The organism is Pseudomonas sp. RL_15y_Pfl2_60, assembly GCF_963970595.1.
In the GTDB taxonomy this organism is placed as follows: domain Bacteria; phylum Pseudomonadota; class Gammaproteobacteria; order Pseudomonadales; family Pseudomonadaceae; genus Aquipseudomonas.
Map to the genome: position 1 here is coordinate 194,825 of NZ_CAXAOE010000001.1, position 21,558 is coordinate 216,382.

Consider the following 21,558-nt stretch of genomic DNA (forward strand, 5'->3'; position numbering starts at 1 on the left):
GTCTTTTTGGCAGGCAATGCTTGACCAATCAATTAATATTGATGCGATTTCAAACCTCCCCTCGCGGCCTTGGTTGATGAGCAAGGACCATTACGCTTATGCCCCTGAACGCACGTGAGACACTTATGCAAAAAAACGGATTACCCAAGCTTTCCCACCGCTTTTGCACTGCCCCGCTGATGGATCGGGCTGATAAAATAAAAAACCAATGCATTTCAGCAGGTTAGAATCTCTAATTGTTTTGCTGTAGCAAAATTCAAGCAAGGGCGGATCTACCCAATCAATTACTGGGATATCTTTACTGCTAAGCAGTCCCCTTCCTATACTCGACCCAGCTATCAGAGAGTCAATGTTTGAATGTCACAGTGTCACTCCGCATAGCGTGACTGGAGAAGCGAAAACTAGGTAAAAGGGATGACAAAGCCTCAAAAAATGAATTGGAACAACTAAAAATCAGAGTCTCAAAATAAAAGTTTTCAGAACGCCTAATAATTTCGAGTACCACTTTTGTACAACTAAAACCCGTTAACCAAGACACTGTGCGCACTTTATGCGACGGAGGTGCATGCATAATATCTGTAGAGTCAGCAACTCACAGACCTAATGCAATGGCTAGTAGTTTCGTATGGCACAGCACCTCAATATTGCGGTGCCCCCTCCTCAATACTCCTTGCTGCTCAAAATGCTTAAGTACCTCATGCGCAGCTTTTCGGGAAAGACCACACATTGCGCCAATATCCGCTTGAGAAGTTTTGAGCAAACAGCTTTGCTCGTTAATAGCCACCAACCTCACCAGTGTCTTAGCAACTCGTGACTTACCGTCCAGAGCTGTAACTGCTTCAAGCGCATGAAGGGCTACATCGCACGACATCACTGTCAGAATATTACACCAGCGCCAATACCCGGGATTCTTATCGAGAATCTTATTCATGCTTGTCTTAGTAAGTCGAAGACAGTAACTATCAGCATGAGCGACGGTGTCGACCCGTCGAACGCCCCCGGCAAAAAATGCTAGCTCCCCTGTCCAAGCGCCGGGCGGAAACAAGTGGATCAAGCTGGAGCACTCTGAACGTGGGGGAAGTCTACAAGCAAGACTTCCGCTAACCAGTCCAACAATGGCGTCCCCTTCTGTCCCATTACGCAGTATCACCTCTCCCTGCGCATAGAATTGCAGCGTACAAAGACTCAGCACCTCCTTTTGGAAGGTCTTTGGAGTTTGAGCTAACCAACCTTTGGTTCGTAGCATGGAAGAGGCTTTCTGAAAATCCATCTCACTTCCTTCTGTTGAAAGTAACGTTCGTTACAGCTCCATCGGCTTTGAGCAAATACAATGCTTCGAGTTTGTACTTAGCGATGCCGAGGCTAATATGCACTTGGCTCCCTTAGAGAAATAGCTGAGCGTACAAATCGGCCCGACCTAATTGAAGGTTTCTATCATGCAGCAAAAAAAATCATCGTATCAGCTCCATTATTTTTTATTTTTGCTGCTCATGCTGCCGCTACTATCGCAGGCAGCTGACCCAATACCGTCATGGAACAAGGGCCCCTCGCGCCAAGCTATTGAGCGATTCGTTCAGGCCGTTACAGAAGAAGGCAGTAAGGACTATGTGCCGGTTGCTGAGCGCATCGCAGTCTTCGACAACGACGGCACCTTGTGGAGCGAGCAGCCTATTTACTTTCAAGTATTGTTCGCTTTCAGTGAAGTTAAACGCTTGGCTCCGGAGCGTTCGCAATGGAAAACCGAGCAACCCTTTAAAGCTGTGCTTGAGAACGACCAAAAGACATTAGCTGCCAGCGGTATGGATGGCCTAATGCAAATTGTTGGCGCCACTCATACAGGCGTATCCACTGATGAGTTTAGTGAGAATGCAAAGCGCTGGCTAGCCACTGCCAAACATCCCCAAAGCGATAAACCCTTCACCGAAATGGTATTTCAGCCGATGTTGGAGTTGCTTGATTATCTCCGCGCCAACGGCTTTAAAACCTACATAGTTTCTGGTGGAGAAGTGGAGTTCATGCGGGCCTTCGCTGAAGAAGTTTACGGTATACCACCCGAGCAGATTATAGGGACAACCTTCGTCACCCAGTTTCAGGATCGGGATGGCCATTACTCAATCCTGCGTGAGCCTAAGCTTGCGCTTAATGACGATGGCCCCGGTAAACCGGTAAGTATTCAGTCTGTAATAGGCCGCCGACCCATTCTGGCGTTTGGTAACTCAGACGGCGATCTACAAATGCTGCAATGGACGATGGCAGGCAAGGGCAAGCGCTTTGCTGGTTTAGTACATCACACTGATGCTAATCGTGAATGGGCCTACGACCGCGGCAGCAAAATAGGTCAGTTGAATAAGGCCCTTGATGAGGCTCTGAAAAACAACTGGATAGTTGTGGACATGGCAAGCGAGTGGAAACGCATCTATCCATTTAGTAAATGAAGTAAGTGACGATACAAAGGAGGTTTAATCTTACATAATTACTAAATTGGTCGCTGACCAACACGCTTTCTCTTGCAAGGTTATATTGGAATCGTTTTAAAAATTGACGGTGTTCGTGAAGGAGCATGATTAATGGATAAATTAAAGCCGCGACTGGGCAGAATCTCTCGGTCACTATTGCTACTCAGCTCTGCATGGTTGGGGATTATTTCACCTGCAATGGCGGCGGATTCCCCTGCCGCCGATAAAGGTCAGAAGAAGCCAAACATAGTGGTTATCTGGGGTGACGACATCGGCATGTGGAACGTAGGTGCATACACCCACGGAATGATGGGCCGCACCCCAAATATCGATTCAATTGCCAAAAACGGCATGATCTTTACCGATCACTATGGCCAGCCCAGTTGCACGGCTGGTCGCGCTGCGTTTATTACCGGCCAAATGCCAGTGCGCACAGGCATGACAACCATTGGTATTCCGGGCTCGGAACGAGGCATCCAGGCCAGCGATCCGACACTCGCGGAGGTGATGAAATCCCAAGGCTATGCCACAGCCCAGTTTGGTAAGAACCATTTGGGTGACCGCAATGAATTTTTGCCGACTGTCCACGGTTTCGATGAGTGGTTTGGCAATTTGTACCACCTCAACGCAGAAGAGGAACCAGAACAACTCGATTACCCAGGCCAGAAGAACCCTGAGTATTTGAAAAAATTTGGACCTCGCGGGGTTTTGCACGCTTGGGCCACAACCGAAGACGACCCCACTGTCGACCCTAAATTTGGCCGTGTAGGCAAACAGAAAATCGAAGATACCGGCCCTCTCACCCGCAAGCGGATGGAAACCATCGACCAAGAAGTGACCGATGAAACACTCAAGTACATGGACAAGGTCGGCAAAGGCGATAAGCCTTTCTTCTTATGGTTCAACTCCACGGCCATCCATATCTGGTCCCACCCAAAACAGGAATACATCCAAAGAGCTGTTGACGAAGGACGTGCCGAGGAAGATCTGGTGCGCGCCAGAATGCTCGAACATGATGATCAGGTGGGCATGATCCTGCAAAAGATCAAAGACCTGGGCATAGAAGACAACACCATCGTCGTTTACAGCACCGATAACGGTAATGAGTTCATGTTCTACCCAGACGGTGGCTACGCCCCGTTCCGCGGTGAGAAAGGCACCACCTGGGAAGGCGGGCTGAGGGTTCCTGCGCTGATCAAGTGGCCGGGCCATATTCCTGCTGGCCGTGAAGGCAATGGCATCCAGAGCCACGAGGACCTCTACGTGACATTGGCCGCTGCCGCTGGTCTACCAAACCTGAAGGAAGATTTGCTCAAGAGCTACAAGCTGGGAGCCACTAACTACAAGGTGCATCTCGATGGCTATAACAACCTCGACTACTGGACCGGGAAAACCGAAAAGTCAGCACGTCGTGAACTGTTCTACTACGACGAAACTGATTTGATGGCTGTTCGCGTAGATGGCTGGAAAATGCATATCGGCGTTAAGCACAAGGGCAACTGGTTCGACGAGAAATCCTACCCAAGCGTGCCTTACGTGGTGAACCTGCTGATGGACCCAATGGAGAAAGTCACCCCGGACTCCGAGGAGTATGGCTACGCGGGACGTAAGTTCGTTGCCCAAAAACTCTGGGCTCCAACAGCTGCCGTGCCTTTCCTCGCAGCACACCTGAAGAGTCTAGCTGACTATCCGCCAAGCCAAGGTGCTGACACACTCAGCATGAAGAAAGCGATTGATGGTGCCATGCAAAAAATGCAGAACGTGCGCGGCAGCAGTAACTAACCAACAACTCGGTAAATAAAATGCCGCCTCAATGGGCGGCATTTTTATTCCAATCCGACAACCTGTACGAGCTGCCAAATAAAAATAAAGTCTGACACTCGAATAGCTAGACCTTCGCTCAATTAGGAGTATTAGAGCTGTAAACTGAGCAATGATGCGCTGTGTTTTAAAAACCCCATAACACATACCCGTCAGGGCATCCTAAAGATACTTAAAATATATTTATAAAATACATAAAAACCCGGGGCTATTCAGGGTACTGGAACGCACTACCGACAGATCTGCACCCTATGCATTTAAAGAATCTGAACAAATCTCACAAGAAACTTCTGCGCCATATGAACACCGGTATGATTTCAGACTGTAGTGCGCACAAACACAGGAATCCTTCGTATTAAATCACTTCCTGGCTCTAGAAATTGCTACCTCATGCAGTGATCTCACCTGGATTGTGCTCAGGCGCACCACAGTCGATTTTTAGCTGCCTAAAAATAAGACTTGCAGTCCGTCGAACCCTACGCGGAGTGAGACCCAATGGTCAAAGCTCTACCGGATAAAAGCCAAGATTCTGACGCCAGCCGACTAAAAAGCTGGACTATTAAATTCAATCGAAATTGCATCGCAATTAAAATTATAAGACTACACTTAAACTGTCGCGCTTGTAACAAATCATCTTTATATCAAGATCGAACATCAAAGGAATATCACCGTGCCAAACATTATAAGCACCCCTCATTACCACTCGGAGCTTAAACACCCCAACAGCTACCTTATGCATAGCCTTTTGGCCACATCTATTCGATCAGCACTAGGCTTAGCAGTGTTTTTTATGGGAGGCGCAGGCGTTGCAAATGCGGCAAACGAATGCGGTATTGACGGCGTTGGACGTGACACAGTTTCCTGCACAACCGGATCTTTTCCTAACGGAATTACATATAAAGACTCCGATGGACTGGAGTTGGTATTTGATTCTCCCAGCTTGGTGATAACCAAGCAGATTATTGCGTCATCATCATCGTCTGGTACAGGTGACATCACTATTTCAGGTAATAATTTTGGCTCTGTAGATACCGGAACTCTAAGCAGCGTAGGGGTAGTGGCAAGTATTATCAATACAGAGAGCCAGGCTACTACCTCAGTCAATATGAAGGAAGGAGAAATCACTAGCATTCGAGCTGGACTCAGCTCGTTAAATTCCGGCCTGGGGGGCGCATCTATTAAAATGGAAGGCGGGCGAATTACAATAACTAAATCATACTCCACCCCTCACCTTTACTCCCTGGTAGACAACAGCAAAGCTACAGGGACAGCAAGTGTACTAATGACGGGCGGTGAGCTTATTGGTACTGATACATCTACAATAGCTACTCCAACCGGTATGGGGGCTAGGAACTATGGAAGTGGTGATGCCTTAGCTCGACTTGAAGGGGGATCAATATCTGGAAACCTAGGCACTGGTGTATCCTCGTACAGCCCGACATCATTCGCCAAAACGGAAATGACCGGTGGCACTATATCTATAACCCCAGTAGGTAATTATGCGAATAATCGTAAAGGTATATATTCAGGGGCACGAGAAACAGGTTCAGCACTAACCCATCTCATTGACGGTACGATAACGGTTAAAGGCTACGATGTTACTGGTGTAGAAAGCTGGATTACCAACCCCACCAGCGGCACAGAGAGTGCAACTGCACTCATGTCAGACGGAAGCGTAACTCTTGAGGGCACAAAGCATGTAGCTGGCGTCCGTGTGAGCACCGTTTATGGCAATAGCAGTGTGTTAGCGCAAATGGACGGAGGTAGTATTCAGGCTACTGGTGGTAGTGGGAGCGACACCGTCAAAGGCATATATGCATTAGGATCAACGGATACAAGTACATCTTCAGTTACCGCACGAATGACTGGTGGGGACATTGTGCTCAATGGCACTAGTAAATCAGGTCATACAGGTGTTTACGCACTAAACTATACCCTAGGGAATACGCTCGCTCAAATGGACGGAGGTACCCTTAGCATTAACAGCGGCGACTCCAGTTTATCAGATAGTAACGCCGGAGTAGCCTCAGTTATTAGTCACGCTAGATCCTCAGCCGCATCGACAGCACTCCTAACCGGAGGAGAAATATCAACACTCTCATCTTTCACTCAAGGTATTTATGCCCGCAATAGTGGCCTTGGCGAAGCTCTTGCGCAAGTTAGCGGCGGCTCTATATTAACCTCAGCGACATATGGCCATGGCATGCGGTCCTCTGTTCAGAACACCTCAAGCTCTGCAGCGGCTATTGCCCGACTGATTGACGGGACTATAACTACTATCGGCGGTGAGAGCCTTTCTCCTTTCAACCCGAATACTACATACACAGGCAATGCCCATGGTATCTATGTAACAAATACCGGCACAGGTGATGCGTTAATCGAAACGATAAGCGGTAGCATAACAACTTCAGGCGAGACCTCTCATGGTATATATGCCTCCACAAGAGCGGGGTCAGCAATTATTAATATGGGAGCAGATACTGCAATTAATGCCAGCGGAAAAAAATCTGATGGTATTCGTGCGCAAACTTCATCGGGCGGCATATTTGATATCGACATTGCTGGAACTGTAACCGGGGGCTCCGACACTGCATCGGGTATCGCAACCAGTAACTCCAGTACCGGTACGATTGATATCGCGCAGACGGCAAGTGTAAGTGCCGCATCTGGTATTGCAATTACTGATGGAAATGGCAGTGTGCTGATAAACTCCCTTGGCCAGTTGAACGGTGATATCAACACCAATGCAGGTGATGACCAACTGACTCTAGGCACCACCAGCGCTACGAGCGGCTCCATAAATATGGGCAGAGGCTCAGATACTGTCTTCGTCGCCAACACCGCTGACATCAATGCAGTGAGTGGTTTTGATGGTGGTGATGATGTGTATAGCGCTGACAACTTCATTGACACGCTGACGCTCAACGGCGGCGAACGCACGCTGAATGCCAATACCTTAACCAACTGGGAATCGATCTTTCTCAATGGGAGCTCCAACTTTGTCTTTTCAGGTAGCGACCTACTCGTTGGAGGTGGCTCTGATGCAGCAGGTGAAGCACTGGGTTTAACCATTCAATCCGGCTCGGAACTCTCTTTCAGCCAGCCTTTGTTTACCGTTATGGGTGATCTGCATAACAATGGCAGCATCAACTTGCAAAATGGCTCTGCCGGTGATCGTCTCCTGGTTGCTCTTGATCCGAATGGACCAAGCGGGGCCTCGGGAAATTACTCCGCCAACAGTGACCTAAAAATCGACACAGTCTTAGGTGATGACAACTCTCTTACCGATAAACTGGTGGTTCAAGGCAATACATCTGGCACAACTACATTAAGCGTCAACAATATTGGCGGTACTGGCGCTGCGACAGTTAACGGCATACAGGTTGTACAGGTTGATGGAGCATCAAGCGGTACATTCGCACTCAACGGTGACTATGTAACATCGGACAACCAGCAAGCCGTGGTTGGTGGTGCATATGCTTATACTCTACAAAAAAACAGCCCAGCTGATGCAGCTGACGGTGACTGGTATTTGACCTCACTGGTAGTTCCGGCAACCATACCGCCCGTTGATCCTGTTACGCCTGTTGATCCTGTTACACCTGTTGATCCTGTTACACCTGTTGATCCTGTTACGCCTGTTGATCCAGGTACGCCTGTGGCCCCTGTTACACCAGTTCCTCCAACTCCACCCACCACCCCAGTCCAACCATCCGGCCCACGCTACAGCGCAGGCACGCCACTTTACGAGCAATATGGCCAAGCACTCCTCAACATGAACAGCTTGCCAACTATGCAGCAGCGGGTAGGTAATCGCTATTGGCCAATAGCTGCTCAACAAAATGCCCTTGCTCCAAGCACTGAGGGTCTTGAGACCGATGAACCAAGCATTCAAAACGGTGCCAGCTGGATTCGAGTAGAAGGTAGCCATAGGCGTGAGCGCTATAACGTATCAACTACAGAGTCAGACTCAGTTAGCAATAGCTCTAGAATGCAAGCAGGTATCGACGCATTGCTTAATGAAAATAATGACGGTAGCAAGTTATTGGGTGGCCTTACCGCTCATTACGCTAAATCGAACAGTGAAATCGACTCTTTTCACGGTGACGGTGACATTGATATTCGTGGCTATGGCGCTGGAACTACCCTTACCTGGCTTAGAGACGATGGGTTCTATGTTGACGGCCAAGCAGCTGTAACATGGTTCGACACAGATATAAGCTCTGACACCGCAGACCGCGGCCTGACTGATGGCAACGACGGCATCGGTTACGCAGTATCAATTGAAACCGGTAAAAAACTACAAATAGACAATGAGGTAACTGTAACTCCCCAAGCACAGTTGATCTATTCTCAAGTTGACTTTGATGACTTCACTGACCCATTCGGCGCTGATGTTGCCTTGGATGATGCCGATAGCTTACGCGCACGCGTAGGGGTTTCAGTGGATCACAGTACCCTGTGGAAGGATGATGCGAATCAACTACGTCGCAGCCATGTCTATGGACTCAGTAACCTTTACTACGAATTCCTTGACGGTACTCAGGTAGATGTTGCTAACGTCAAATTCACCGAGCGCCCTGCACGCATGATGGCCGATGTTGGGGTGGGCGGTAGCTATAATTGGAACGAAGACAGAGCCTCCCTTTACGGCGAAGTATCAGTTGACTCGAGCCTAGACAATTTTGGAGACAATACTGGTCTTAATGGCACCGTAGGTGTTCGTTTTAGGTTCTAAGTAATCTCTTAAAGACAAGTCAGGTAAACGACTGATTACATGGCCGCCTTGTAATCAGTCGTTCCCGCGTTCGGCTCTTGGTACCGGCACTATATATACACAGAAAGGCCCATATTGTCGCAGCTTTCGCCTGTTCAATTTGATCGACGACTTCAATCGCGAGGCATTGGCCATGGATGTTGACCTGCCTCAGCCCCAGTGCGCGTGGTACGTGCACTAGATCAAGTGATCGAATGGCGCGGAAAACCACTAGCTATCCGCAGCGACAACGGGCCTTAATACATCAGCAGCAAGATCTTGCTGTGGGCTGAAAAACATGGCATCCGCCTGGAGCATATCCGGCCTGGCAATCCGCAGCAGAACGCTTATGTCGAACGTTACAACCGCACGCTGCGCTACGACTGGCTCGGGCATTACTTGTTCGAGTCCATCGCTGAAGTGCATGAGCATGCAACTCGCTAGGTCTGGACATATAATCACGAACGGCCAAATATGGCCCTGGGAGGCATCACCCCAAAACAGAAATTGGCACTTACGTGCCTGGCCTCTATTTCTGGCGAATACTAAAAACGGGGAATTACCCCCGAGCTAGACGCATTCATGAATGCTTACTGGTGCGGCCTTTATCCAGCATCGATGCCCAGTTAACTACTTCGGAGGCTTGCGAAAGCAAACGTTGCATAGATATTCATGTAGATTAAGAGACATCGAAATAAGTCGCCTGCGCCAACGGCTAGGTTGCCGAAATGAATCGTTGGATATGCGTCAGTAACAAGCACACATAGGCTGCTCGCGTAGGCAGCCTATGTACTCGCGTGGCTACAGTTTGCTGGCCTGACAACCAGTGGATTTGCACTCTCGAATGCGGTCGTTGATTTCGTTGGTTCTGGCGACAGTGCGGTCGTTAGCACAACGGATATTCACGTAAAAACTCGAACCTTCGCGGCGACTGCAGGCGTCATTACGCTGGTTGATCCACGCAATTTGAGTGCGTTTTAGTGTGTTTTTCTGCTCGTCATTAAGTTGCGCTCGAAGCTTGCCATAGGCGCTGTTTAGCTCTTTGTCGGCTTCCTGATAGACCTTGTTAAGGCAGTACAGGTTGTCAAAGTCATCCCGCGCCTTATCGCAGTTGTCCGCGAGGGCTAGTGATGAAAAAGCAGTGAGCGCTACAAATACGATGGATTTCATATCAAGTCCCTTTGAGTGAGCGTTTGCGGTATCGCCGCGATGGTTTTCGACACGTTTAATGTTGAAACTATAAGCCGTTTATTACAGGCGGTTGCAGAGGCTGAGTGCAACACGGCTATTGAATTGACGCTGGAGCATCATATCGCATAGCCATGGCGTCCTGCATCACCTTGCCTATAACTTCGATTGGGCATTTGAAGTCGAAGCGCTTACGTGAGCGCATATCAAGTTGCAGTGGACTACCCCCGCTCTGGTGCGAACACATAGCAAGCGAATCAGATGCCATCGAACAGCCCGCCCAGATCAGCCGGTTTCCAGTTTGTGATTACCAGCTCCCCCGTGGTTTCGGCTACGCCTTGGCGTTGGTTTGTGCAGTTGTAACGGATATCCAGGCTCTCCATGTGAAAGCCTTCAAACGCTTTGCGGATATCCGGGTGATCGTTGATGCTGACCATCACCTTGCCTTTACAGCGCCGCATGAAGTCAGCCATCGCAAGTACTGGTCGTAGGGGAAGTCCACGCCATAGCCTTCGGTTTCCCAGTACGGCGGGTCCATGTAATGAAAGGTGTGCGGACGGTCGTAGCGCTCAGCGCACTCAAGCCACGACAGGTTTTCAACGTAGGTTCCAGCCAGGCGTGGACGTTTAGACTCTTTATAATCGCGGTCTGTACCCAATTGTTTCTCTTGCCGTTTCTCTTCAGAGTTCTTTTGAGCTTGATCTGTTCGCCCGCTTAAACACCAAGGTTTCCTGATAAACTAGCTCTCCACTCCGTTGCACGGATGCTGCACGGTGTAACCCGTTTCTCGGTTTTGCTTTAGCTACGTAATCGATTTACTACTTGCCTGTTTGATTACCCTGATCGCAACAGGTTGCTAAATTCATGCTTAAACAGCAAACCGGTATTGATAGATCACATGCCATGCCCATTGATTCAACTTTAAACTCCGCCCTATCCCGCCGCTTTAGCGTTGCGCCGATGATGGACTGGACGGATCGTCATTGCCGGTTCTTTCTGCGTCAGCTGTCACGCAATGCCCTGCTCTACACCGAGATGGTGACAACCGGGGCGCTGCTGCATGGTGATACGCAACGGTTTCTGCGCCATGACGAGGCTGAATATCCGCTTGCGCTGCAATTGGGCGGCAGCTCGCCAGCTGATTTAGCGGCGTGCGCCAAGCTGGCTGAGGCGGCGGGCTTTGATGAGGTGAACCTCAATGTGGGCTGCCCGAGTGATCGCGTGCAGAACAATATGATTGGCGCATGCCTTATGGCTCACCCGCAATTGGTCGCCGACTGCGTCAAAGCGATGATCGATGTGGTCGATATCCCGGTCACGGTCAAGCACCGCATTGGGATTGATGGCCGTGACAGCTATGCAGAGCTGTGCGACTTTGTAGGCACGGTTCGCGATGCGGGTTGCAAGAGTTTCACCGTACATGCACGAATCGCAATTCTTTCCGGCCTGTCGCCGAAGGAGAACCGTGAAGTACCGCCTTTGCGTTATGAGGTAGCGGCGCAATTAAAGAAGGACTTCCCCGATCTTGAGTTGATCCTCAATGGCGGCATCAAGACGCTGGAAGACTGCGCAACGCATCTCGAAACCTTCGACGGCGTGATGCTCGGCCGCGAGGCGTATCACAATCCCTATTTGCTAGCCCAGGTTGATCAAACACTATTTTCCAGCGACGCCCCGGTGATGAGTCGCTTTGAAGCCATGCTGAGCATGCGCGATTACATTGCCCGTCATTTAAAGGAAGAACGCGCGGCCATGCATCACGTCACGCGTCATATGCTGGGCCTGGCCCAGGGCTTCAAGGGCGCAAGACGTTTTCGCCAGTTGCTCTCGGTGGATATTCACAAGGCCAGCAATCCGCTGGAACTCTTCGATCAGGCCGCTCAATTGCTCGAAGGACATTGAGCCTGGATTCACGCTCGGGTAATGTCAGGGAATCCGCAACGACAAGGTTCCGTCATGACTAGCAAGCTGGATCAACTCAAACAGTTCACTACAGTTGTCGCTGATACTGGCGATTTAGATGCCATTGGCCGCTTAAAGCCGGTTGATGCCACCACTAATCCATCGCTGCTGCTTAAAGCCGCCGCCATGCCGCGCTACGCTGAGCTGCTGAAAAGCTCAGTCGAAGGCTGCAATGGCGACCTGAACCTTGCCTGCGACCGTTTTGGGGTTGCCGTTGGCCAGGAAATCCTGAAAATCATTCCGGGGCGTATTTCTACCGAAGTTGATGCACGCCTGTCGTTCGACACCGAGGCCACGCTGCGCCGCGCCGAGCGCTTGGTCGATCTGTACGAGCAAGCCGGGATTGGACGCGAGCGCATCCTGATCAAAATCGCATCCACCTGGGAAGGTATACAGGCAGCCGAGCAGCTTGAGAAGGCAGGCGTACAAACCAACCTGACCCTGCTCTTCTCTTTTGCCCAAGCCCAGGCATGCGCGGATGCTGGCGTGTTTTTGATCTCGCCATTCGTGGGGCGTATTTACGACTGGTACAAAAAAGCAGAAGGCTGCGATTTTGTTGGCATGGCTGATCCCGGCGTGCAATCGGTCACACGCATCTACAACTACTACAAAGCCAATGGCTATGACACTGTGGTCATGGGCGCCAGCTTCCGCAACCTGGGCCAGATCGAACAACTGGCAGGCTGCGACCGCCTGACCATCAGCCCGGACTTGCTGCAACAACTTGCCGATGACCAAGGCAACCTTGAGCGCAAGCTTAATAGCGGCGCCGCGGGTGAAGCCAAGCTAACATTGACGCAAGCACAGTTTCGCTGGGCAATGAACGAAGACCCGATGGCCACTGAAAAGCTGGCCGAAGGCATTCGCCAGTTTGCCAAAGACCAGCAAAAACTGGAGCAACTGCTGAGCAGCTAGCCAAGGACCACTTCGTAGTGGTGCGACAAGCGAAGCTTGTCCACCATGCATCCAGACACGGCAGCCATTGGTGGAAGGATGAAGCGCCTTCCACCCTACGCATCAAGGCCCGTAGGGTGCGACAAGCGAAGCTTGTCCACCGTGCATCCAGACGCGGTGGCCTATGGTGAAAGAATGAAGCGTCTTGCGCCCTACAGATGAATCTACGGAATGAAAAACGGGGCATTGATCAACTCAATGCCCCGTTTTTATATGCGAGTTCGGCTAGCTGTGTTCCAGAGCGTTGACTAGGTCGTGGAAGGCTTCGCGGTTGGAGTCGTTCAGGCCCATCAGAATCCGGTGAGCTTCAAGCACTTTGGCTTTAACCACCTCTTCGGTCTGGTCTTGGGAAGGCAGATCATCCAAGGCTTCTGGGCAAGGAATCGGTCGGTCGACGATATTAAACACCTGATCAAAACCCATCGACTGCAAAAGCCGAGTAATGTCAGCATGAGTCGTAACAACCGTGGGCAACAAACCGACCTTCTGCCGCGACAAAATCGACAGCTTCGCCAGCAAGCCCAGCGTGGTGCTGTCGATGCTACGCGTTTCGGTAAGGTCAATAACGATCGCGGAGAAATTCATTGAAGTGAAGATTTTCTCGATCGTGTAGTCGAGCGCTGAACACAGGGTCAGACGTACTTCACCTATGAACTTGAGGACAAATGTTCCGTCCTGCTCTGCAAATTGGATGCGGCCAGGGCCTATCCCAGGGTTCATGCAAGATTCCTGCTTAACACAAGCAATGCAATATCATCCGGCATCTCTGCCAAGTTGGCCAGTCCTAACACATCCCGCAGACCTTCAAGGGTGCCGCCCGCCTTTTCAATGAGCTGCGGAAGCACCGTTTCTTTATCTTTCAGGGTGTCGCCTGGCAACAAGTCGAGAACACCATCGGACAACAACGTCAGACTGAAGCTTTTCGGCAGTTGCATAGTTTGATCACTGTACTCTGCCTCTTCAAACAAACCAACCGGCAGACCGCGACCTTCGATGTAATTGGCCTTACCTTCGCTAAAGATCACTGGCAGCGGCAAATGCCCGCCAATGCTGTAAATCAAGGTATCGGTTTCTTCGTCAATGACCCCGCCAAGCATGGTCACATGCTTGCCCAGCTTGCAGTTAATCAAGCCACGGTTGATATGCCCAAGCACTTCCGATGGCTTGAACTCAGGTAGGCGCCCAGCCCTTTTTGATTCGTAGAGCAGGCGCGTGGTCATGAACTTGAGAAGCACGGTGACGAAAGCTGATGAGGCTCCATGCCCGGACACATCCGCCAGATAAAAGGCAATTCGCCGGTCATCCACACGAAAGTAATCAACAAAGTCGCCCGACAAGTACAACGATGGGATTATCTGATGCGCAAAGTGCACACCGCTGATTTCCCAGGGCGTTTCAGGCAGCATGTTCATCTGCACCTGACGGCCAGCATTCTGGTCTTCCTGCAACAGGTGCAAACTGGCTTCAAGCTGCTCGGCGTAATGCTTGTTTTCCAGGCGCAACCTAACGCGATCAAGCGCACGGTTGACCGAATGCTCAAGCACGGCGAGGTCTTCGAGGGGCTTGATCAGGTAGTCCGCAGCGCCAAGGCGTAGAGCCTCGACCACGTCGGTCATCACACCGGCGCCAGAGACCACAATGATTGGCGTCTCGGAGCCCAAGGCATTAATGCGGCGGATGAGCTCCAAGCCATCAACTTGGGGCATGCGCAGATCACAAATCACCAAGTCTGGATGTTTCTGCTCGAAGACTTCCAACCCCTGCAATCCATTCGAGGCCTGCAAGACAATAAAGCCGCTGTCTTCTAGATAAGCCGCAAGACTGGCGCGGACTACTTGGTCATCATCAATGATCAGCAGTGTAGAACTGGTTTTCTGCATGGGGTATCCAGGCAAACTGCGTCGCGGTGGTTTGACCTATACGTCAAAGCAAAACCGGTACGCGCGCACTCGGTTCGGATTAAGGCGCAGACGGTACTCCCATCCGTACCTCGATTCAAGCACCCCCGAGCGGCAATAAGTGACTTTACACCCTAAACACACGGGGGCTATAAACCCTAGGTACAAGTCCCAATGACAAGAGAATAGCCCGTATGAGCCAAAGCAATCACGATTACAGTGAAAAACGCGAATACATTCGGATGCAGGTAGAAACGCCCGCCACACTGCACCATGCTGGCCAGGCCATCCCGGCACTCTGCCGAGACCTCTCTGCCACGGGGATGCAGCTGGAAGCCGCTTGCAATCTGCAGGTCGGTGACAAGGTTAAAATCAGTATCGAGTCCGACCATCCACAGTTGAAAGGCCTGACGGCTGAAGCCGAAGTGGTGCGTGTCAACAGCAGCGATGACGCTAAGCAGATCATCGGTGTGAACGTGTTATCGATGCGCTGATCAGCCAGCTAAATATTTTCAAAACGTAAAAATGCAAAAGGCGCCATCGCAGGCGCCTTTGTTATTGAGCCGATTCTATCGGCCATCACGTATTAAAAATCGTCTTCAACCACACCATCGTTGATTTTGAACTCACGATTCTGCAGGTAGGCGTTGCGCACAAATGTATAGCGATCGCCGACAATCAAACGTTCAGCCGGGAAAAGGCTCGCCCGAGTGTCGATCAGGTTGACGCCATAGACCACATTACGCGTCGGCACGTGATCAATGAACAAACCGGTGGCCAACAAGCCGTCAGGCACACGGGCTGCGGCATCGCGCACGGTACTTGGGCCAAACAACGGCAACACCAGGTACGGGCCACTACCAACCCCCCAGACGGCCAGGGTCTGACCGACGTCTTCATCGTTACGTTGCAAGCCCATGCGCGTTGCCACATCGACAAAACCCAGCAAACCCAGGGTGGTATTGAAGATAAAACGGCTGGTATCGATGCCGGCATCGTAAACCTTGCCTTGCAGCAGGTTGTTGGTCAGGTTGCCGACTTCACCGATGTTATTGAAAAAATTATGCACGCCATCTTCTAGAAACTGCGGGGTCACCGCCTGATAGCCTTTAGCCAATGGTTTCAAAGTGTAGGTGTCAATCGTGTCATTGATGTCAAACATCACACGGTTATAACCAATCCAGGGGTCATCCTCTTCCGAGGCTTGCGCTGCAACAGTGAACAACGCCACGCTCGCGCAGGCAGTCCACAGGCTCAGTCGCTCCAACCAGCTCTTTGTGGTCTCTCGCATTAATCAATCTCCTTGAAAATTAAGCGCCGCTGTCGGAGCCTGCATTTAAAACCGCGCAGTATAATGCTTATCACCTTAGCGTGGCAGCATAGTGACCTTTCCAGATGACTGAATACAAGCAAGTACTTCACACGGCATTAATCCCGGTTCGCTGGGGCGACATGGACAGCTACGGTCACGTCAACAACACCCTTTACTTGCAATACCTGGAAGAAGCCCGGGTCGCCTGGTTCGAATGCGCCGGGATCAGTCTCACCAACAGCACCATTGCACCGGTGGTATTGCAGACATTACACACCTACCTGAAACCGGTCACCCATCCAGCCACAGTCAAAGTCGAGCTGTTTTTAGGCGCAATAGGTCGTAGCAGCCTGGTGCTGGAACATCGCTTATCGACCCTGGAAGAGCCTGAAACCAAGTACGGCGAAGGTCACTGCAAGTTGGTCTGGGTTGACCACAGCAGTAATACGTCCGTCCCCCTGCCCGAGCACTTGCGCCTTGAACTCAACACACTGGGCACAGGCCAAGCGACTTAATTCTGTCACATACCGTTCATCCCCCCGTCACCTTGGCTGTTTAATCTCTGGACTAGACCATTTCAAGGATGACGGAATGAACGCGCCAGCAAATCACCCTCAATTCACAGCGGTTTTATTCGGCCTGAGCGGTTGCCTGGTCGATTTTGGTGCCCGCGCACAATCATTCAGCCTTGGCGCTGGCACGGACGCCAACGCCGAGTTGACCCGCCATGCCGAATTAGCCCCCGGCGCCCATGAACTGCTCAATAATCTGCAGCAGCACAAAGTCCCCTGCGCCTGGCTTGATGAACTACCCGATCAGACTTGCACCCAGCTGAGCAGCCAACTGCCCCAGTGGATCCAAGCCGGTAAGCGCCCTGCTCGCGCCTGGCCAGCCCCCGATGCCTGCTGGCAGGCATTGATGGCACTGAACGTCAATCAACTCGACGGCTGTGTGCTTATCAGTAGCGAGCCACGTTTACTTCAAGCGGGCCTTAATGCGGGGCTGTGGACCGTTGGCTTGGCGGCCTGTGGCCAACTCTGCGGTAAAGCCTTGAGCGACTGGCAGGCACTTGAAGCCACAGAACGCGAACAACTGCGCGCCCAAGCAACCCTGGCGCTTTATCGACTTGGCGTGCACGCCGTGACCGATCAACTCACAGAGCTGGGCCCATGCTTGAGTGATCTTAATCTTCGTAGGCTCAAGGGAGAGCGGCCATGAGCCTGTGCCTGACACAATTTACCAAGAAAATCAGCACCTTATTCGCAAACCGCGGCAGTCTGCCCTATGGCGAAGCCATCAGCCAGACCCAACATGCGCTGCAGTGCGCAACCTTCGCTGAGCGTTCGGGCTGCAGTAACAGCTTGATCGTCGCCGCATTGCTGCACGACATTGGCCACTTGCTTGATGACCCTGAAAGTGGCTTGCATGAAGATTTGCGCCATGAAGAGCGTGGCGCCGAGCTGCTGCGCGCGCTGTTTGCCGACTCAGTCTGGCAACCCATTCGCCTGCATGTCGCCGCCAAGCGCTATTTATGCGCAGTAGACCCGCTGTACCACGCAGGTTTGTCCGACGCATCACACCATAGCTTGCAACTGCAAGGCGGGCCTTTTAATGATCGCGAGATAGAGGCCTTTCTGCGCGCGCCTTACGCGCAGGATGCACTCACCCTGCGGCGCCTGGACGACATGGGCAAAGACCCGCAGATGAAAACCCCAGATCTTGAATATTTTTATCCCTGCATTGAGAAAGCCTTGCTGGCTGCAAACTGACAGCACAACTCTGCAGCGCTGGTTACCAGCCCTGGCTAAATTGTGTCAAAGCTTGATCCCAAACAAGCAAAGCAGCTGCGGGTGGATTATCCTGATGCTGTAGGCAAGGATCTTTCGCAGCTGCCTAAGGTCTATTGTTTTATCTATTTGAAAAGGGAGCACCCTATGCCTGCTAGCCGTTTGCAGCAGCAACTCGATGAACTGCGTGAGCAGCTATCCCAAGATTCACCCCTGAGCGAGGAAGAGCGTGCTGAACTCTACGTTCTGTCTCAGGAGATCGAACTGCAACTAGCGCGCGAGGCAGCTGCTTCGCCTGATGCGACCCTTGTTGATGGTGTCAACCTGGCAGTTGAGCGCTTTGAAGTCAGCCACCCAACCCTGGCGGGCACCCTGCGCAATATTGTGCAGAGCCTGGCCAACATGGGCATTTAATCTTCGCCAGATATGCGGTGAAACCAAGAAAAAGCCCAGCATTTGCTGGGCTTTTTGCTTACTGGCGAACCAGCCGGCGGTTATCCGGATTAACCGCTCCAGTGCTGCGATAAGGATTGATATCCAATCCGCCACGGCGCACATAACGCGCATATACAGTCAATGCATCCGGCTTGAGCAAACGCTGGATATCGAGAAATATCCGTTCGACACACTGCTCATGGAAGTCAGCATGCTGGCGAAAGCTCACCAAGTAAGCCAGCAAGCTGCCTTGATCCAGCGCGGGGCCACAATATTCGATGACCACTGTGCCCCAATCCGGTTGCCCAGTGACCGGGCAATTTGATTTGAGCAAATGGCTGTACAGGGTTTCGCTGACCACACGCTGCGCATCACAACGCAACAACTCCGGTTGAGGCTGCTCGTAGTTGCTGATGCTGATGTCGGCATCGTCAATACACAAACCTGGCAGCGATGCGACACCATCGGCGGCCACATCATCAAGGCTACGCACCTTGACTGACACTGGCTTACCGGCAGCCGCAGACAAGTCCTTGCTCAGCACATCAACCAGTTCAGTAGTGCTTGCAAAAACGCTCTGATTCAGCGAGTTGAGGTACAGCTTGAATGACTTTGATTCGATGATGTTCGGGGAGTCAGCTGGAATTGCAAACTCACCAATGGCCACCACCGGCTTACCTGAAGGCAGCAGCCAGGACAGTTCGAAACAGTTCCAGAAATCCACACCTTGATAAGGCAGTGTTTCGGCGCTCAAACCCAGCTCGGCCCACTTGGGCGCGCGCGGGATTGGAAACAGCAACGAGGGTGTATAGGTGGCGATGTACTCGCTGGATTTACCCAGCGGCGAATCTTCAGCAGCAGGATGCATATCTATTACCTAGGAATCGTGCAGCGATTAAGACAGCTCGGCAACAACGTCAATCAGCGCCTGCGCGGGGTTGGCCGCCTGGCTGATTGGACGACCGATTACCAGATAGTCCGACCCCGCCGCCATTGCCTGGCTTGGCGTCAAAATACGGCGCTGATCATCCTGGGCACTGCCCGCTGGACGGATACCAGGGGTGACCAGCTGCAACTGAGCAAAACGCTGTTTGAGGATCTGGGCCTCCTGGGCCGAGCAGACCAAACCATCCATGCCCGCCTGCTGCGCTAGACCGGCAAGACGCAACACCTGTTCCTGCGGCGCAATATCAAGGCCGATGCCAGCCAGATCCTGCTGCTCCATGCTGGTCAGCACGGTCACACCAATCAACAGTGGCTTCGCCCCGCCCAGGCTGTCTAGGGTTTCGCGGCAGGCGCTCATCATGCGCAAGCCGCCAGAGCAATGCACGTTGACCATCCACACCCCCATTTCAGCGGCGGCCTTGACCGCCATGGCCGTGGTGTTGGGAATGTCGTGGAATTTAAGATCAAGGAAGACTTCAAAACCTTTATTGCCCAGCGCCGAAACGATTTCAGGCCCGCAACGGGTGAACAGCTCTTTGCCGACCTTGACCCGGCACAGCTTAGGATCGAGCTGATCAGCCAGGGCAAGCGCGGCGTCACGGGTCGGAAAATCCAAAGCAACGATGATTGGAGTCTGGCAGTCGGACATAGTCGGGCTCTCGTGGTCAATTTCGCCGCGCATTGTAGCCGAACCGTACGCCAGTTACCGCCTCATTGATCGGACGCTGACCAACTACTCACCCATAAGACGCAGCTGCACCTGCAATCGCTTGGCTTCGGGCCGTGGGCAACTGACCGCCACATGCGACAAACCCAGCCACCCCGCCATGTTCTGCAGTTGCTCGGCCATGGCTGCAATGGCGCTGTCATCCAGCCCACCCGGCTCGCTGTGCAATCCATGCAAGGCCAGACAAGAATTCTGTCGCTCGGCACGCAGATCCAGCCGTGCGCACAGTTGTTCATTGTGTAAAAACGGCAGCACGTAATAGCCATACACCCGCTTGTGCTGCGGGGTATAGATCTCCAAGCGGTAGCGAAAATCGAACAGGCGCTCGGTGCGCTGACGCTGCCAAACCAATGAATCAAACGGCGACAGCAATGCACTTGCGGTCACCTTGCGTGGAATTTTTAAACTATCGCTCGGGTGATAACCGGGCTTGCTCCAGCCCTGCACGGCAATCTCGGTCAGTTGGCCAGACTCCAGCAGTTCGCTGATGCGCGCCTTGCTGTCACGCGGGTCCAGGCGAAAGTAGTCACGCAGATCAACTTCACTGGCAACGCCGAGGGCCTGCGCTGAATGCATCAATAATTGGCGCTGCGCCGTGGCTTCATCTATCTCCGCGTGATTAAGTACCGCAGCGGGCAAAACCCGCTCCGGCAAATCGTATAGACGCTCGAAACCATTGCGCCCGGCGACGGTGACATGCCCGGCAGCGAACAACCATTCCAGCGCATGTTTTTCATCGCTCCAGCCCCACCAAGGCCCTTTCGACTTATCACCCGCTGCCAGGCTGCCGGCGCCCAAAGCACCGCGCTCCCTGACCGATTGCAACACTGAACGAATCAAGGGCTGTTGTTCGCGACCGAATGTCGCCAACTGTTTGTAGATACCTTCACCGCGCTCTGCACGCTGCATGCGCCAACGCATTAGCGGATAGAACGACAAGGGCAGCAAGGAAGCCTCATGCCCCCAATACTCGAACAGTTTTCGCTGGCGTCCGGAACTCCAGGCCGCTTGCTCAAGCAGTGCTGGCGAATAATGACCGAGACGCGAATACAGCGGCAGGTAGTGCGAACGCACCAACGCATTAACCGAATCAATTTGCACCACGCCGAGGCGCTCGATTGTGGCATTGAGGTGAGCAGCTTTGACGCTCCTGGGTTGTCGCGTATTGAAGCCTTGGGCAGCCAATACCAGACGGCGTGCCTGCTTGAGTGATAGCGATTGGGTTTCGCGCATGCGGCTCTCCTCAGCTGAGCGCTTTACCCTAGCTGAGCGAAGCACAACTGAACAGACGCAGCTGGTTTAAGCAGGCGCGCCTGT

18 protein-coding genes and 3 pseudogenes are annotated in these 21,558 nt (G+C 52.0%); 11 read left to right on the top strand and 10 right to left on the bottom strand.

The window, feature by feature from the left end:
* Nucleotides 1-592 precede the first annotated feature (592 nt).
* Nucleotides 593-1,270, bottom strand: a complete 678-nt coding sequence (locus AACY26_RS00990; RefSeq protein WP_339510127.1) for a Crp/Fnr family transcriptional regulator — start codon at nucleotides 1,268-1,270, stop codon at nucleotides 593-595.
* Between the two features lie 166 nt (nucleotides 1,271-1,436).
* On the opposite strand from AACY26_RS00990, the gene AACY26_RS00995 reads away from it, so the two are divergent.
* The 4 genes and pseudogenes from AACY26_RS00995 to AACY26_RS01010 all read left to right on the top strand — a co-directional run.
* The gene (locus tag AACY26_RS00995) at nucleotides 1,437-2,435 is read left to right on the top strand and encodes an HAD family hydrolase (RefSeq protein WP_339510128.1); all 999 of its coding nucleotides are present in this window, start codon (nucleotides 1,437-1,439) and stop codon (nucleotides 2,433-2,435) included.
* Nucleotides 2,436-2,567: 132 nt separating this feature from the next.
* Nucleotides 2,568-4,238: an arylsulfatase gene (locus tag AACY26_RS01000; RefSeq protein WP_339510129.1), complete on the top strand. Its 1,671-nt coding sequence runs from the start codon at nucleotides 2,568-2,570 to the stop codon at nucleotides 4,236-4,238.
* A 709-nt stretch (nucleotides 4,239-4,947) separates the two neighbouring features.
* Entirely contained in the window at nucleotides 4,948-9,015 is a 4,068-nt protein-coding gene (locus AACY26_RS01005) for an autotransporter outer membrane beta-barrel domain-containing protein (protein ID WP_339510131.1), read from the top strand.
* A 118-nt stretch (nucleotides 9,016-9,133) separates the two neighbouring features.
* A pseudogene (locus AACY26_RS01010) lies at nucleotides 9,134-9,582 on the top strand (integrase core domain-containing protein); the annotation flags it as partial.
* Between the two features lie 252 nt (nucleotides 9,583-9,834).
* Here the strand turns inward: AACY26_RS01010 and AACY26_RS01015 are convergent.
* The 3 genes and pseudogenes from AACY26_RS01015 to AACY26_RS01025 all read right to left on the bottom strand — a co-directional run.
* A complete protein-coding gene (locus tag AACY26_RS01015; protein WP_339510133.1) occupies nucleotides 9,835-10,203 on the bottom strand; it encodes a lysozyme inhibitor LprI family protein in 369 nt (122 codons plus the stop codon).
* Nucleotides 10,204-10,318: 115 nt separating this feature from the next.
* Nucleotides 10,319-10,438: pseudogene (locus tag AACY26_RS01020) on the bottom strand (IS30 family transposase); the annotation flags it as partial.
* Between the two features lie 40 nt (nucleotides 10,439-10,478).
* Nucleotides 10,479-10,840, bottom strand: a pseudogene (locus AACY26_RS01025) (DNA adenine methylase); the annotation flags it as partial.
* A 284-nt stretch (nucleotides 10,841-11,124) separates the two neighbouring features.
* Between AACY26_RS01025 and dusA the strand changes: the two are divergent.
* Together dusA and tal are read left to right on the top strand one after the other, a co-directional pair.
* The gene (gene dusA / locus AACY26_RS01030) at nucleotides 11,125-12,123 is read left to right on the top strand and encodes a tRNA dihydrouridine(20/20a) synthase DusA (RefSeq protein WP_339510135.1); all 999 of its coding nucleotides are present in this window, start codon (nucleotides 11,125-11,127) and stop codon (nucleotides 12,121-12,123) included.
* A gap of 54 nt (nucleotides 12,124-12,177) precedes the next feature.
* Nucleotides 12,178-13,098 carry a transaldolase gene (gene tal / locus AACY26_RS01035; protein ID WP_339510137.1) on the top strand — a complete coding sequence of 307 codons (921 nt, stop codon included), beginning with the start codon at nucleotides 12,178-12,180 and terminating at the stop codon, nucleotides 13,096-13,098.
* 264 nt (nucleotides 13,099-13,362) lie between these two features.
* Here the strand turns inward: tal and rssC are convergent, their stop codons facing one another.
* Together rssC and rssB are read right to left on the bottom strand one after the other, a co-directional pair.
* On the bottom strand, nucleotides 13,363-13,845 hold the full coding sequence (gene rssC, locus AACY26_RS01040) for an anti-sigma factor antagonist RssC (protein ID WP_339511658.1): 483 nt from the start codon (nucleotides 13,843-13,845) through the stop codon (nucleotides 13,363-13,365).
* An 8-nt stretch (nucleotides 13,846-13,853) separates the two neighbouring features.
* Entirely contained in the window at nucleotides 13,854-15,017 is a 1,164-nt protein-coding gene (gene rssB, locus AACY26_RS01045) for a two-component system response regulator RssB (protein WP_339510140.1), read from the bottom strand.
* A 212-nt stretch (nucleotides 15,018-15,229) separates the two neighbouring features.
* Here rssB and AACY26_RS01050 point away from each other — a divergent pair, with 212 nt between their 5' ends.
* A complete protein-coding gene (locus tag AACY26_RS01050; RefSeq protein ID WP_339510142.1) occupies nucleotides 15,230-15,529 on the top strand; it encodes a PilZ domain-containing protein in 300 nt (99 codons plus the stop codon).
* A 92-nt stretch (nucleotides 15,530-15,621) separates the two neighbouring features.
* On the opposite strand, the gene AACY26_RS01055 is transcribed toward AACY26_RS01050, so the two are convergent.
* Nucleotides 15,622-16,326: an MlaA family lipoprotein gene (locus AACY26_RS01055; protein ID WP_339510145.1), complete on the bottom strand. Its 705-nt coding sequence runs from the start codon at nucleotides 16,324-16,326 to the stop codon at nucleotides 15,622-15,624.
* A 104-nt stretch (nucleotides 16,327-16,430) separates the two neighbouring features.
* On the opposite strand from AACY26_RS01055, the gene AACY26_RS01060 reads away from it, so the two are divergent.
* From AACY26_RS01060 to AACY26_RS01075, 4 genes are all read left to right on the top strand, one after another.
* Nucleotides 16,431-16,862 carry an acyl-CoA thioesterase gene (locus AACY26_RS01060; RefSeq protein ID WP_339510147.1) on the top strand — a complete coding sequence of 144 codons (432 nt, stop codon included), beginning with the start codon at nucleotides 16,431-16,433 and terminating at the stop codon, nucleotides 16,860-16,862.
* Nucleotides 16,863-16,938: 76 nt separating this feature from the next.
* On the top strand, nucleotides 16,939-17,565 hold the full coding sequence (locus AACY26_RS01065) for an HAD family phosphatase (protein ID WP_339510150.1): 627 nt from the start codon (nucleotides 16,939-16,941) through the stop codon (nucleotides 17,563-17,565).
* Nucleotides 17,562-18,116, top strand: coding sequence for a phosphonate degradation HD-domain oxygenase (locus tag AACY26_RS01070; RefSeq protein ID WP_339510152.1), 555 nt, complete (start codon nucleotides 17,562-17,564; stop codon nucleotides 18,114-18,116). Before AACY26_RS01065 ends, AACY26_RS01070 begins: the two co-directional genes overlap by 4 nt.
* Before the next feature lie 165 nt (nucleotides 18,117-18,281).
* Nucleotides 18,282-18,548 (top strand): DUF4404 family protein, encoded by a 267-nt coding sequence (locus tag AACY26_RS01075; protein ID WP_339510154.1) that lies wholly within the window; start codon nucleotides 18,282-18,284, stop codon nucleotides 18,546-18,548.
* Between the two features lie 58 nt (nucleotides 18,549-18,606).
* Here AACY26_RS01075 and queF read toward each other — a convergent pair whose 3' ends face one another.
* The 3 genes from queF to AACY26_RS01090 form a co-directional block, all read right to left on the bottom strand.
* Nucleotides 18,607-19,437, bottom strand: a complete 831-nt coding sequence (queF, locus tag AACY26_RS01080) for an NADPH-dependent 7-cyano-7-deazaguanine reductase QueF (protein WP_339510156.1) — start codon at nucleotides 19,435-19,437, stop codon at nucleotides 18,607-18,609.
* Between the two features lie 27 nt (nucleotides 19,438-19,464).
* Nucleotides 19,465-20,163, bottom strand: coding sequence for an orotidine-5'-phosphate decarboxylase (gene pyrF / locus AACY26_RS01085; RefSeq protein WP_339511660.1), 699 nt, complete (start codon nucleotides 20,161-20,163; stop codon nucleotides 19,465-19,467).
* A gap of 84 nt (nucleotides 20,164-20,247) precedes the next feature.
* Nucleotides 20,248-21,474: a winged helix-turn-helix domain-containing protein gene (locus AACY26_RS01090; protein ID WP_339510158.1), complete on the bottom strand. Its 1,227-nt coding sequence runs from the start codon at nucleotides 21,472-21,474 to the stop codon at nucleotides 20,248-20,250.
* Nucleotides 21,475-21,558 lie beyond the last annotated feature (84 nt).